Below are 12,996 nucleotides of genomic sequence, written 5' to 3'. Positions count from 1 at the left end.
ATCAATTCATCTCAAAGGAACCCACATCGGGGTTCTATCATTCAAGCTCTACTGGCTTAAATCGGCACACTGTTGAGTTCTCAAACAACACACGCACATCCGGGTCGACCGCGCTGAGCGGCCTAGCCAGAGGCTGGTACTTCTTGGCTTTTGTCTCGGACTCCAAGGTCGCCCACTCTACCACCTCGCGGCGGGAGCTTGGTTCGCGGCCCCTCTGGAGTCTGGCGCTCGTTCCGGTTTTCCCGGCCCGTGTCGCGCTGACAGAGAGAAAGTTACACGGCTTCAAACCCGGGGTCAAATCGCGCCCCCAGGCCCCTTCCACGCGGCAAAACCGCAGGTCAGAACCCTTGTGGAAGGTCTTGAAACCAACGTAACCCACCCCGAAGCCGGTGGGTATGTGATGGCAGTCACATCAACTTTCTTTGCAGGTCGCCGTCCTAGGCCGCTCGCAGGCCCACGACCTGCGGAAACGACAGTGGCCGCCGACCTTGTGGGGTCGACGGCCACGGGAGGACCACTCGGATGGGCTCAGCAGGCCTAGAGGGTTGGTACGACGCGGGTGCGCTTACCGCCGCGGCGGTAGGCACTGACCGCCCTGGAGCCGTCTACCCAGAACCGCCAGGGCACGTCCATCGCGACAGCCACGCCCACCCGCGGCCCTACGCGCACGGATTCGGCAGGTACGCGTTCACCGGCCAAGAGGCGCACGGGAGATGCCAGGTCGGTGAGGTCGACGCCGTTGTCGTCGCGGGTGAGCCCCAGGACGCCGGTGAGCCGTGCGGGCCCCTTGGCCAGCTCGGCGTCGGAACGCGAAGCCGGTCGACGGGACCTCGCCAGGTCGATGCCGTCAACGACCTCTCCCGCGCGGAGGAGGACGGCACCCGGCACACCGTCGGTAAGAGCGACCACGTTCGCGCAGAAGTGCATCCCGTAGACGAAGTACACGTAGAGGTACCCGGCGGGCCCGAACATGACTTCGTTGCGAGGGGTCTTACCGCGGTAGCAGTGCGACGCGGGGTCGTCCCCGCCGCGGTAAGCCTCGACCTCCACGATGCGCACGCGCACGGTGCCCTGCGGACTGTCGGACTCCAGCACAGCCCCTAAGAGGAGCTTGGCGGCGTCGACAGGGTCTACCGCGAGCTCGTCGCGTGTCAGCACCTCGCCCGCCGCCCCGCCGGTCACTTCCGCAGGGTTTGCTCCGCCCACGTCCGGTACTCCTCGACTCGGGTCACCACACGGTCGCGCTGCTCCGCGACGCGGCGCGGGGCGGTCCCACCGTACGCGTCGCGGGAGGCGATCGAGCCCGCCACCGTGAGCACGTCCCGGACGGCGGCCGTGAGCGCCGGGTCGACCTCGGCGAACTCCGCGTCGGTCAGCTCGTCGAGGCCGATCCCCTTGGCCTCGGCGCGGCGCACGCACTCCCCCGCCGCCTCGTGCGCGACGCGGAACGGCACGCCCTGGCGGACCAGCCACTCGGCGATGTCGGTGGCCAGGGTGAACCCGGCCGGGGCCAGCGCGGCGAGGCGGTCGGTGTCGAAGGTGAGCGTGTCGAGCATGCCCGCGAGCGCGGGGAGCAGCAGTTCGAGCTGGGCGATGGAGTCGAAGACCGGCTCCTTGTCCTCCTGCAGGTCCCGGTTGTAGGCCAGCGGCTGGGCCTTGAGCGTGGCCAGCAGGCCGGCCAGGTTGCCGATCATGCGGCCGGACTTGCCCCGGGTCAGCTCGGCGACGTCGGGGTTCTTCTTCTGCGGCATGATCGAGCTGCCGGTGGCCCAGGCGTCGTGCAGGGTCGCGTAGCCGAACTCGGCGGTGGTCCAGATGATCACCTCTTCGGCAATCCGGGACAGGTTGACCCCGAGCATGGCCACGACGAACGCGAACTCGGCGGCGAAGTCGCGGGAGGCGGTGCCGTCGATGGAGTTCTCGACGGGGGCGTCGAAGCCCAGTTCCTTGGCGACCGCGTCCGGGTCCAGGCCGAGCGACGAGCCCGCGAGGGCGCCGGAGCCGTAGGGGGACACGGCCGCGCGCTTGTCCCAGTCGCGGAGGCGGTCGACGTCGCGCAGCAGCGACTGGGCGTGCGCGAGGAGGTGGTGGGCCAGCAGGACCGGCTGGGCGTGCTGCAGGTGGGTGCGGCCGGGCATGGCTGCCTCGGGGTGGCGCCCGGCCTGGGCCAGCAGCGCGGTGACGACGTCGAGGGTGCCGCCCGCGACGGTGCGCGCGGCCTCGCGCAGGTACATGCGGAACAGGGTGGCGATCTGGTCGTTGCGGGAGCGGCCCGCGCGCAGCTTGCCGCCGAGTTCGGCGCCCGCCCGGTCGAGCAGGCCGCGTTCGAGGGCGGTGTGCACGTCCTCGTCGGCGGGGACGGGGGTGAACGCCCCGGAGACCACGTCGGCCTCCAGGGTGTCCAGGGCGGTGAGCATGCCGCGCAGCTCGACCTCGGTGAGCAGGCCCGCGTTGTGCAGCACGAGCGCGTGGGCGCGGGACCCGGCGATGTCGTGGCGGGCGAGTCGCCAGTCGAAGTGGGTCGACAGGCTCAGCGCGGCCATGGCCTCGGCCGGTCCGGAACTGAACCGCCCACCCCACAACGCGGTGGGTTCCTGCTCGCTCAACGGAGATTCCTCTCTAGTGGTTTGTTCAGAGCTTGGCCGCACGGCGCGCGGCGATCTTCGACGGCAGGCCCCAGAGCTGCACGAAGCCCTTGGCGAGCGACTGGTCGAAGGTGTCGCCCTCGTCGTAGGTGGCGAGGTTGAAGTCGTAGAGGGACTGCTCGGAGCGGCGGCCGTTGACGACCGCGCGGCCCGCGTGCAGCACGAGCCGCACCTCGCCGGTGACGTGCGCCTGAGTATGGGCGATGAACGCGTCGAGCGCGTCCTTGAGCGGGGAGAACCAGAGCCCGTCGTAGACCAGTTCGGTCCAGCGCTGCTCGGCGGTGCGCTTGAACCGGGCGAGGTCGCGTTCGACGGTGACGTTCTCCAGCTCCTGGTGCGCGGTGATCAGCGCGAGGGCGCCGGGGGCCTCGTAGATCTCGCGGCTCTTGATGCCGACCAGGCGGTCCTCGACGAGGTCGAGGCGGCCGACGCCCTGGGCGCCCGCGCGCCGGTTCAGCTCGCGGATGGCCTGCAGGACGGTGACGGTCTCGCCGTCGATCGCGACGGGGACGCCGCAGTCGAAGGTGATGACGAGTTCGTCGGGGTCGCGCGGGTCGGCGGGGTTCGAGGTGTAGCTGTAGACGTCCTCGGTGGGGGCGTTCCAGATGTCCTCGAGGAACCCGGTCTCGACGGCGCGTCCCCACACGTTCTGGTCGACGGAGAACGGGGAGCGCTTGGAGACGTCGATGGGCAGGTCGCGGTCCTCGGCCCAGGCGATGGCCTTCTCGCGGGTCCAGGCGAAGTCGCGGACGGGGGCGATGACGCGCAGTTCGGGGGCGAGGGCGCCGATGCCGACCTCGAAGCGGACCTGGTCGTTGCCCTTGCCGGTGCAGCCGTGGGAGACGGTGGTGGCGCCGTGCGCGCGGGCGGCGTCGACGAGGTGGCGGACGATCACGGGCCGGGACAGCGCGGAGACCAGCGGGTAGCGGTCCTGGTAGAGCGCGTTGGCCTGGAGGGCGGGCAGGCAGTACTGCTCGGCGAACTCGTCGCGGGCGTCGACGACGACGGCCTCGGCGGCGCCGCAGGCCAGCGCCCGCTTGCGGATGGTGTCGAGGTCCTCGCCGCCCTGGCCGACGTCGACGGCCACGGCGACGACCTCGGCGCCGGTTTCCTCGGCGATCCAGCCGATCGCGACGGAGGTGTCCAACCCGCCGGAGTAGGCGAGGACGACCCGGTCAGTCATCGGTTTCTCCTTGCGTCGGGGGTGGCGTCGGCCTGCCGGGGGCGGTGCGGGCGGCCATCGCCATGAAGCGGTCGGCCATCTGGAGCCCGGTGACGGGTTCGCGGCAGATGACCATGAGGGTGTCGTCGCCCGCGATGGTGCCGACGACCTCGTGCAGTGCGGCCCGGTCGATCGCGCTGGCGAGGAACTGCGCGGCACCGGGCGGCGTTCGGAGCACGGTCAGGTTGGCCGACGCGTCCGCGGAGACGAGCAGTTCGCTGAGCAGGCGGGTGAGGCGGGAGGTGCCGCCCTGCACGCCGCGCACGGGGTTGCCGTCCTCGGGGATGACGTAGACCGGGGCGCCGCCGTCCGCGCCGCGCAGCTTGACCGCGCCGAGTTCGTCCAGGTCGCGCGAGAGCGTGGCCTGGGTGGCCTCGATGCCCTCGGCGTGCAGGAGGGTGGCGAGTTCGGTCTGGCTGCGGATGGCCCGCTCGGTGACCAGCTCGACGATGCGGGCCTGGCGCGCGGCGCGGGTGGCGGCGGAGGTGGTCACGTTCGGGCCACCAGCCAGCTCAGCAGGGCCTTCTGGCTGTGCAGCCGGTTCTCCGCCTCGTCCCAGACGGCGCTGGCGGGGCCGTCGAGGACCTCGTCGGTGATCTCCCAGCCGCGGTGCGCGGGCAGGCAGTGCAGCACGATGGCGCCGGGGGCGGCGCGGCCGAGCAGCGCGTCGTCGACGCGCAGCTTGCGGAAGGAGCTGACCCGGTCGCGGCCGTCGTTCTCCTGGCCCATGGAGGTCCAGGTGTCGGTGACGAGCACGTCGGCGCCGTCGACGGCGGCGTGCGGGTCGGCGAGGACCGCGACGCTGCCGCCGGTCTCCTTGGCGCGCCGGTCGGCGTCGACGACGATGTCGGCGCGCGGTTCGAAGCCCTCGGGGGCGACGACGCGCACGTGCATGCCCGCGGTGGCGCCGCCGAGCAGCAGGGAGTGGGCCATGTTGTTGGCGCCGTCGCCGAGGTAGGTGGCGGTGAGGCCGGCGAGCTTGCCGTGGCGTTCGCGGATGGTCATCAGGTCGGCGAGAACCTGGCAGGGGTGGAACTCGTCGGTGAGGGCGTTGATGACGGGGATGGACGCGGCGGAGGCCATGGCCTCGATGCGCTTCTGCGCGTAGGTGCGCCAGACGATGACGTCGACGTAGCGGGAGAGCACGCGGGAGGTGTCCTCGATGGTCTCTTCGCGGCCGAGCTGCATGGTGCGGCCGTCGACGATGACCGAGGTGCCGCCGAGCTGGGCGATGCCGACCTCGAAGGACACCCGGGTGCGGGTGGAGTTCTTCTCGAAGATGGCGGCGACGGACTTGTCGGCCAGCGACCTGGTCGAGTGCGGGTCGGCCTTGAGCGCGTCGGCGAGGTCGAGGACCTCGCGCTGCTCGTCGGGGGTCAGGTTGTCGTCGCGCAGGAAGTGCCGGACCACGGTTCAGCCCTCCTGGGCGGTGTCGAGGATGCCGGGGAGCGCGGCGAGGAAGTCGCCCGCCTGATCCTCGGTGAGCACGAGCGGCGGTGCGAGCCGCACGGTGTCGGTCTGGACGTTGTTGACCAGGTAGCCCTGGCTCGCGGCGGCGGCGGCGACCTTGGCGGAGACGGGTGCGGTCAGCGCGATGCCGAGCAGCAGCCCGCTGCCGCGCACACCGGCGACGAGCGGGTGGTCGAGGTTTTCGACGCCCGCGGCGATGTCCTTGCCGAGCGCGGAGACGTGTTCGAGGAGTCCGTCGGCGGAGATGGTGCGCAGCACGGCGAGGCCGGCGGCGGCGCAGACGGCGTTGCCGCCGAAGGTGGTGCCGTGGTGGCCGGGGGCGAACAGGTCGGCCGCCGCGCCGACGGCGACGCAGGCGCCCAGCGGCAGGCCGCCGCCGAGGCCCTTGGCCAGGGTGAACACGTCGGGGACGATGCCCGCCTGCTGGAAGGCGAACCAGCCGCCGAGCCTGCCGATGCCGGTCTGCACCTCGTCGAGGATGAGCAGCGCGCCCACCGCGGTGGTGATCTCGCGGGCGGCCTGGAGGTAGCCGTCGGGGGCGGGGACGACGCCGCCTTCACCGAGGACGGGTTCGAGGATGACCGCGGCGGTGTCGCCGTCGACGGCGGCGCGCAGCGCGTCGACGTCGCCGAACGGGATGTGCTCGACGCCGGGGACCAGCGGCTGGAACGGGGTGCGCTTGGGCGGCTGGCCGGTGAGGGTCAGGGAGCCCATGGTGCGGCCGTGGAAGGCGCCGTCGGTGGCGATGACCTTGGGCCTGCCGGTGAGGCGGGCGAGTTTGAACGCGGCCTCGTTGGCCTCGGCGCCGGAGTTGCAGAAGACGACCTTGCCGTTGCCGGTCAGGCCCGCGACGTCGAGCAGCGCCTCGGCCAGTTCCACCGCGACGGGGTTGACGTAGAGGTTGGAGACGTGGGCCATCTTGGTGATCTGCTCGGTGACCGCGGCTACTACGGCCGGGTGGGCGTGTCCGAGCGCGTTGGTGGCGATACCGCCTACCAGGTCGAGGTAGCGCTTACCGTCGGCGTCCCACACGTACGAGCCCTCACCGCGCACCAACGCGATGCCCGGCGTGCCGTAGTTGTCCATCAGCGCGGACTTCCACCGCGCCTGGGCGTCCAAGTTGGACTCGACCATCACTTCTCCCCCTTGTCGGGCAAAACCATGGTTCCGACACCACCGGTGGTGAAAACCTCGAGCAGCACGGAGTGCGCGAGCCTGCCGTCGATGACGTGCGCGCGCGGCACGCCACCGGTGACCGCGCGCAGGCAGGCCTCCATCTTGGGGACCATGCCGCTCTCCAGGCGGGGCAGCAGGTCGGCGAGCGCGGACGCGCGGATCTCGTGCAGCAGCGACGACCGGTCGGGCCAGTCGGCGTAGAGGCCCTCCACGTCGGTGAGCACGACGAGCTTCTCGGCGTCGAGCGCGATGGCGAGCGCGGCGGCGGCGGTGTCGGCGTTGACGTTGTGGGTGACGCCGTCGCGGTCGGCGGCGACCGTGGACACGACCGGGATGCGGCCCGCGGCGACGATGTCGAGCACGGCCGACGGGTTGACCTCGACGACGTCGCCGACGAGCCCGAGGTCGACTTCCTGTCCGTCGATCTCGGCGGTGCGGCGTTCGGCGGTGAACAGGTGCGCGTCCTCGCCGGAGATGCCGACCGCGAGGGGCCCGTGTTGGTTGATCAGCCCTACCAGCTCACGGCTGACCTGTCCGGTAAGAACCATGCGGACGACGTCCATGGCTTCGGGGGTGGTCACGCGCAGACCCGCGCGGAATTCGCTGGGAATGCCCATCTTGCCGAGCATGGCGCCGATCTGCGGTCCACCGCCGTGTACCACTACGGGACGCAGACCGGCCAACCGCAGAAAAACCATGTCTTCCGCGAAAGCGCGCTTGAGGGTGTCGTCGACCATGGCGTTGCCGCCGTATTTGACGACTACGAGCGCGCCGTGGAAGCGGCGCAGCCACGGGAGAGCCTCGACGAGGACATTCGCCTTGTCGGCCGGGGTGAGCGCGTCGGTGCTCATGAGCTGTACGCGCTGTTCTCTTCGACGTACGCGTGCGACAGGTCGGTGGTGAGGATGGTGCCGACGCCGTCGCCCGCGTGCAGGTCGATCTCGACGAGGATGTCGCGGCCGGACAGGTCGGCGACGGAGCGGTCCTCGCCGCGCCCGCCCGCGCGGCACACGGTGACGCCGTTGATGGTGATGTCGAGCTTGGACTGGTCGAACTCGGTGGGCGCGTTGCCGACCGCCATGGCGATGCGGCCCCAGTTGGGGTCGCTGGCGAAGAACGCGGTCTTGCACAGGTTGTCGACCGCGACGGTGCGCGCGGTGGCAACGGCTTCGGCGTCGGTGGCGGCGCCGCGCACGGTGATGGTCACGTGCTTGGTGACACCCTCGGCGTCGGCCTGCAACTGCGCGACGAGGTCGGCGCACAGCGTGGTCAGGTGCTCGGTGAATGACGCCTGGTCGACCTCGACGCCGGACGCGCCGGAGACCAGCAGCAGCACGGTGTCGTTGGTGGAGGTGCCGCCGTCGACGTCGAGCCGGTTGAAGGTGGCGTCCACGGCCGCGCGCAGCGCCGCGTCGGCGGTGGCGGAGTCGACCACGGCGTCGGTCGTGACGACGCTGAGCATGGTGGCCATGTTGGGCGCGCACATGCCCGCGCCCTTGGCGAACCCGCCGACGGTCCAACCGCCGGGGGCGGTGAGCGCGGCCAGCTTGGGCCGGGTGTCGGTGGTCATCACGCCGGTGGCGGCGGCCAGGCTCGCGTCGGCGGACCGGGCGAGTTCCTTGGCGGCGAGGTCGATGCCGGACCGGATGGCGTCCATGGGCAGGCGCTCGCCGATGAGGCCGGTGGAGCAGACCGCGACGTCGATGGCGCCGATGCCGAGCACGTCGGCGACCTTCTCGGCGGTGGCGTGGCTGTCCTGGAAGCCCTCGGGGCCGGTGCAGGCGTTGGCGCCGCCGGAGTTGAGCACGGCGGCCTTGAGCCTGCCGGTGGTGAGCACCTGCTTGGACCACAGCACGGGGGCGGCCTTGACCTTGTTGCGGGTGAACACGCCCGCCGCGGCGGTGACCGGGCCGTCGTTGACCACCAGGGTCAGGTCGGGCTTGCCGTTGGTCTTGATGCCCGCGGCCACACCGGCGGCGCGGAACCCGGCCGCCGCGGTGACGCCCTGGCTGCGGTCGATCTCGGGGACGGTCACGGGGCTACTCCCACGGTGGACAGGCCCGTCGTCTCCGGCAGGCCGAGCGCGATGTTCATGGACTGCACGGCGCCGCCCGCCGTGCCCTTGGTGAGGTTGTCGATGGCGGCGACCACGACCAGCCTGTCCAGGTCCTCGTCGACGGTGACCTGGAGCTGGGTGGCGTTGGAGCCGAGGACGGCGGCGGTGGTCGGCCACCGCCCCTCGGGGAGCAGGTGCACGAACGGCTCGTCGCCGTACTCCCGCTCGTAGACCGCGCGCACGTCCGCGGTCCCGGCGAGCGGGGCGCTGCACGTGGCGAGGATGCCGCGCGGCAGGGGCGCGAGGACGGGCGTGAACGAGACGGGGACCTTCCGGCCCGCGATCGCGCTGAGGTTCTGCGTGATCTCGGGGGTGTGCCGGTGGGCGCCGCCGACGCCGTAGGCGCTGAGCGAGCCCATGACCTCGGAGCCGAGCAGGTTGGGCTTGAGGCTCTTGCCCGCGCCGGACGTGCCGGAAACCGCGACCACGACGACCTCGCCGTCGACCAGCCCGTGCCGCACGGCGGGGGCCATGGCCAGGGAGGACACCGTCGGGTAGCAGCCGGGGACGGCGATGCGCTTGGTGCCGCGCAGCCGCTCGCGGGCGCCGGGCAGCTCGGGCAGGCCGTACGGCCAGGTGCCCGCGTGCTCGCTGCCGTACCAGCGGGTCCAGTCCTCGGCGCTGCTCAGCCGGTGGTCGGCACCGCAGTCGACGACGAGGGTGTCCGGGCCGAGCTGGGCGGCGATGGCGGCGGAGTGGCCGTGCGGCAGGGCGAGGAAGACGACGTCGTGGCCGCCGAGCACGCCAGCGGTGGTCTCCTCCAGCACGCGGTCGGCCAGTGGGAGCAGGTGCGGCTGGTGCTCGCCCAGTCGCGAGCCCGCGTTGCCCCCGGCCGTCAACGCGCCGATCTCCACCTCCGGGTGGCCGAGCAGCAGCCGCAGCGCCTCGCCCCCCGCGTACCCGCTCGCTCCCGCCACCGCAACCCGAACCGTCATGTGGATGATTATGCAGTCTGACGCAAACCTACTCAACCCGATATCGGGGCGGTGACCGGCGTCACAGGGCCAGTGTGGGCGCGGGCGGCGCGACCGCGCGCGCCGCGGCGGGCGGGTTCACTCGCTGGGCACGAGGCGGGGCGACCACCAAAGAAATACCTCTCACGTATTCCCGAACCATTCTTTTCAACGCTGGAAATAAATCCACTCTCTCACATCGTGAACAGCGATCCCGATTCCACTGGATGGTCATAAAGTGTGCCCGGTTCCCAGGCCCCGAATCCCCCGGAGCTCATGTGACTTCCCTGTCCCCGCCACCGACCCGCCCGGCGGAAGATCTCCTCGGACGACTGAAATCGACGAAGGTGGTGCCGCTGCGGCACCCCTGGCGCTGGGTGGCGGGCGCGGTGGCGCTGGTGCTGCTCGCCCAGGCCGCGCACGCGCTGATCACCAACGACGCGTTCCAGTGGGACGCTTTTGGCTACTGGTTCTTCCGCCCGGTCGTCATGGACGGTCTCCTGCTGACGCTGGAACTGACCGGGCTGGGCGCGGTTTTCGGACTCATCGGCGGGGTCGCGCTGGCGCTGATGCGGCTTTCCCGGAACCCGGTGCTGCGCGCGGTGTCGTGGGGCTACGTCTGGGTTTTCCGGTCGATCCCGCTGATCGTGCTGCTGCTGTTCCTGGCCAACGTGACCGCGCTGTACAGCACCCTGAGCCTCGGTATCCCGTTCGGGCCGTCGTTCGTCGAGTTCCGCGCCAACGACCTGCTGAGCTTCTTCGTGGTCGCGGTGCTGGGGCTGAGCCTGCACGAGGCGGCGTACGCGGCGGAGATCGTGCGCGCCGGGATCATCTCGGTCGACCAGGGGCAGCTGGAGGCGGCGTCGGCGCTGGGGCTGCCGAAGACGCGGCAGTACCGGCGGATCATCCTGCCGCAGGCCACGCGGGCGATCATCCCGAACTACGCCAACCAGCTCATCAACCTGCTCAAGGGCACGTCGGTCGTCTACATCACCTCGCTGCTGGAGCTGTTCGGCGTGGTGCAGACGCAGGCGAGCACGAACAGCGGCCAGATCATCCCGCTGCTGATGGTCGGCACGGTCTGGTACGTGATCCTGACCAGCCTGCTCTCGGTCGCGCAGTACTACCTGGAGCGCCACTTCTCCCGGGGCGCGCTGCGGACCGTGCCCGCGACGCCCGCGCAGAGGTTCCGGGCGCGGATGCGTTCGCTGGGGGTGGCCCGATGACCGCGGCGGTGACGGTGCGCGGCGCGGTCAAGTCCTACGGCGCGAACCGGGTGCTCGACGAGGTCGACTTCACCGCGGCGGCCGGTGAGGTGACCGCGATCATCGGTCCGTCCGGCTCCGGCAAGTCCACGCTGCTGCGCGCCATCAACCACCTGGAGCCGCTCGACAGCGGGTTCGTCGCGGTGCACGGCGAGCTGATCGGGGTGCGCGCGCACCGCGGCAGGCTCCGGGAGCTGAGCGAGCGCGCGATCCTGCGGCAGCGGTCGCGGATCGGGTTCGTGTTCCAGAACTTCAACCTGTTCCCGCACCTGTCCGTGCTGGAGAACGTGATCGAGGCGCCGGTGGTGACGCGGGGCGTGGCGAAGGCGGAGGCCGTCGAGCGCGCGCGGGAGCTGCTGGCGAAGGTGGGGTTGGCGGACAAGGAGACCGCGTACCCGCGCCAGCTGTCGGGAGGGCAGCAGCAGCGGGTCGCCATCGCACGGGCGCTGGCGCTGCGGCCGAGGCTGCTGCTGTTCGACGAGCCCACCTCGGCGCTGGACCCGGAGCTGGTCGGTGACGTGCTGGCCGTGCTGCGCGACCTGGCCGCGTCCGGCACCACGATGATCGTCGTCACGCACGAGATCGGCTTCGCCCGCGACGTGGCCGACCGGGTCGTGTTCCTCGACGCGGGCCGGATCGTCGAGCAGGGGCCGCCGGATCAGGTCCTGCTGGCCCCACGGGAAGACCGCACCCGTGAATTCCTCGGAAAGCTGCGCTGAGAACAGTGAGGACACCCATGCCCCTATCCGCCCGAATCCCCGCCGCCCTGGCCGCGTTGACGGTGACCGCCACGCTCGCCGCCTGCGGATCCGGCGACGCCCCTGCCGCCACCGCGGTCGACGCCAACGGCAACCAGGTCGTCACCGTCGCGGCGAACACCGACTTCACCACGCCGGTCCAGCTGACCGTGGCGAAGGTCGACGCGATCCGGGCGAAGCTGCCGAAGGCCGTCCTGGACCGCGGCACCCTGGTCATCGGCGGCGGCGCGATCCCCAACGGCTCGCCGCCGCTGAACTTCATCGGCACCGACCAGAAGACGCTGACCGGTGTGGAGTCCGACCTCGGCAGGCTGGTCGCCGCGGTGCTCGGGCTGACGCCGGACGTGCAGAACGCGTCGTGGCAGAACATGTTCGTGCGCACCAAGAGCGGCGAGTTCGACGTGTCGTTCTCCAACATCACGGTGACCGAGGAGCGCAAGCAGCAGGGCTTCGACTTCGCCTCTTACCGCGAGGACAACCTCGGGTTCGAGGTGAACAAGGACAGCACCTGGAACTTCGACGGCAACTACGGGAGTTTCGCGGGCAAGACCGTCGCGGTCGACACCGGCACGAACCAGGAGAAGATCCTGGTGGAGTGGCGCACCAAGCTCCAGGCCGAGGGCAAGACCCTGGAGATCCGCAACTTCGCCGACCGCAACGCCACCTACCTCGCGCTGGCGTCTGGCCGCGTCGACATCTACTTCGCCCCGAACCCCAGCATCGCCCACCACGCCAAGAAAACCGAGTCGACGCCGCACCCGAGCCGCAGCGCGGGCTCGTTCTCCGGGGCGGGCACGACGTTGCAGGGGCTGATCGCGGCGACCACCAAGAAGGACAGCGGTCTCGTCCAACCGGTGGCCGACGCGCTCAACCACCTGATCGAGAACGGCCAGTACGCCAAGGTGCTGGCCGCCTACGGGCTCAGCGACGAGGCGGTGACCCGCGCCGAGGTCAACCCGCCCGGCCTGCCGATCAACAACTCCTGACCGGCGTCTCGGCCGGCACGGTCAACAGCAGGAACGGCATCTCGCGGCGCAGGCGGAACCCCAGTGCCTCGTACAGGCGGATCGCGTTGGTGTTCCGCGCTCCCGTGTGCAGGAACGGCGTTTCGCCCCGCGCCCGGATGCCCGCCGCCACGGCCAGCACGAGCCGGGTCGCCAGGCCCTGGCCGCGCGCGGCGGGGTCGGTGCAGACCGCGCTGATCTCGGTCCAGCCCGGCGGGCGCAGGCGTTCACCGGCCATCGCCACGAGCACCCCGGCGCGGCGGATGCCCAGGTAGGTGCCCAGCTCGATGGTCCTAGGCCCTGTCCTCAAAGCCAGAGGGTGAGGGCGGCGAGGTCGATCATGGCTTGGTAGGACAGGGCGGTCTTGTCGTAGCGGGTGGCGATCGC

At 71.0% G+C, this 12,996-nt stretch carries 13 protein-coding genes; 3 read left to right on the top strand and 10 right to left on the bottom strand.

The window, feature by feature from the left end; genetic code table 11:
- Positions 1-537: 537 nt before the first annotated feature.
- The 9 genes from CLV40_RS36770 to argC are packed head-to-tail and all read right to left on the bottom strand — an operon-like array spanning position 538 to position 9,564.
- A complete protein-coding gene (locus tag CLV40_RS36770; protein ID WP_245931826.1) occupies positions 538-1,182 on the bottom strand; it encodes a DNA-3-methyladenine glycosylase in 645 nt (214 codons plus the stop codon).
- Complete coding sequence (gene argH / locus CLV40_RS36765; RefSeq protein WP_104483660.1) at positions 1,179-2,606, bottom strand: argininosuccinate lyase; 1,428 nt, start codon at positions 2,604-2,606, stop codon at positions 1,179-1,181. Before argH ends, CLV40_RS36770 begins: the two co-directional genes overlap by 4 nt.
- Before the next feature lie 25 nt (positions 2,607-2,631).
- Entirely contained in the window at positions 2,632-3,828 is a 1,197-nt protein-coding gene (locus CLV40_RS36760; protein WP_104483659.1) for an argininosuccinate synthase, read from the bottom strand.
- Positions 3,821-4,360 carry an arginine repressor gene (locus tag CLV40_RS36755; protein ID WP_104483658.1) on the bottom strand — a complete coding sequence of 180 codons (540 nt, stop codon included), beginning with the start codon at positions 4,358-4,360 and terminating at the stop codon, positions 3,821-3,823. Before CLV40_RS36755 ends, CLV40_RS36760 begins: the two co-directional genes overlap by 8 nt.
- Entirely contained in the window at positions 4,357-5,277 is a 921-nt protein-coding gene (argF, locus tag CLV40_RS36750) for an ornithine carbamoyltransferase (protein ID WP_104483657.1), read from the bottom strand. The genes CLV40_RS36755 and argF overlap by 4 nt, the downstream gene beginning before the upstream one ends.
- A 3-nt stretch (positions 5,278-5,280) precedes the next feature.
- On the bottom strand, positions 5,281-6,471 hold the full coding sequence (locus CLV40_RS36745) for an acetylornithine transaminase (RefSeq protein WP_104483656.1): 1,191 nt from the start codon (positions 6,469-6,471) through the stop codon (positions 5,281-5,283).
- Positions 6,471-7,364: an acetylglutamate kinase gene (gene argB / locus CLV40_RS36740; protein WP_104483655.1), complete on the bottom strand. Its 894-nt coding sequence runs from the start codon at positions 7,362-7,364 to the stop codon at positions 6,471-6,473. Before argB ends, CLV40_RS36745 begins: the two co-directional genes overlap by 1 nt.
- On the bottom strand, positions 7,361-8,548 hold the full coding sequence (gene argJ / locus CLV40_RS36735) for a bifunctional glutamate N-acetyltransferase/amino-acid acetyltransferase ArgJ (protein ID WP_104483654.1): 1,188 nt from the start codon (positions 8,546-8,548) through the stop codon (positions 7,361-7,363). The genes argB and argJ overlap by 4 nt, the downstream gene beginning before the upstream one ends.
- A complete protein-coding gene (gene argC, locus CLV40_RS36730) occupies positions 8,545-9,564 on the bottom strand; it encodes an N-acetyl-gamma-glutamyl-phosphate reductase (protein WP_104483653.1) in 1,020 nt (339 codons plus the stop codon). The genes argJ and argC overlap by 4 nt, the downstream gene beginning before the upstream one ends.
- A 296-nt stretch (positions 9,565-9,860) precedes the next feature.
- Between argC and CLV40_RS36725 the strand changes: the two genes are divergently transcribed.
- The 3 genes from CLV40_RS36725 to CLV40_RS36715 are packed head-to-tail and all read left to right on the top strand — an operon-like array spanning position 9,861 to position 12,591.
- Positions 9,861-10,808: an amino acid ABC transporter permease gene (locus tag CLV40_RS36725; RefSeq protein WP_245931825.1), complete on the top strand. Its 948-nt coding sequence runs from the start codon at positions 9,861-9,863 to the stop codon at positions 10,806-10,808.
- The gene (locus CLV40_RS36720; RefSeq protein WP_104483651.1) at positions 10,805-11,566 is read left to right on the top strand and encodes an amino acid ABC transporter ATP-binding protein; all 762 of its coding nucleotides are present in this window, start codon (positions 10,805-10,807) and stop codon (positions 11,564-11,566) included. Before CLV40_RS36725 ends, CLV40_RS36720 begins: the two co-directional genes overlap by 4 nt.
- Positions 11,567-11,583: 17 nt before the next feature.
- Positions 11,584-12,591, top strand: a complete 1,008-nt coding sequence (locus CLV40_RS36715) for a transporter substrate-binding domain-containing protein (RefSeq protein WP_104483650.1) — start codon at positions 11,584-11,586, stop codon at positions 12,589-12,591.
- Here CLV40_RS36715 and CLV40_RS36710 read toward each other — a convergent pair.
- Positions 12,578-12,996, bottom strand: a 419-nt coding sequence (locus tag CLV40_RS36710; protein ID WP_146108423.1) for a GNAT family N-acetyltransferase, incomplete at its 5' end; no start/stop codon positions are given. The two genes, CLV40_RS36715 and CLV40_RS36710, sit on opposite strands and share 14 nt — an antisense overlap.

The sequence above is a fragment of the Actinokineospora auranticolor genome (genome assembly GCF_002934265.1).
Classification (GTDB): Bacteria; Actinomycetota; Actinomycetes; order Mycobacteriales; family Pseudonocardiaceae; genus Actinokineospora; species Actinokineospora auranticolor.
Note: the sequence above shows the minus strand (reverse complement) of the source record. Positions and strands in the feature narration are given on the sequence as shown.

Coding starts and splice junctions, on each gene's coding strand:
- argB (WP_104483655.1), bottom strand. CDS start 7,364: ATGAGCACCGACGCGCTCACCCCGGCCGACAAGGCGAATGTCCTCGTC.
- CLV40_RS36745 (WP_104483656.1), bottom strand. CDS start 6,471: ATGGTCGAGTCCAACTTGGACGCCCAGGCGCGGTGGAAGTCCGCGCTG.
- argC (WP_104483653.1), bottom strand. CDS start 9,564: ATGACGGTTCGGGTTGCGGTGGCGGGAGCGAGCGGGTACGCGGGGGGC.
- CLV40_RS36760 (WP_104483659.1), bottom strand. CDS start 3,828: ATGACTGACCGGGTCGTCCTCGCCTACTCCGGCGGGTTGGACACCTCC.
- CLV40_RS36720 (WP_104483651.1), top strand. CDS start 10,805: ATGACCGCGGCGGTGACGGTGCGCGGCGCGGTCAAGTCCTACGGCGCG.
- CLV40_RS36715 (WP_104483650.1), top strand. CDS start 11,584: ATGCCCCTATCCGCCCGAATCCCCGCCGCCCTGGCCGCGTTGACGGTG.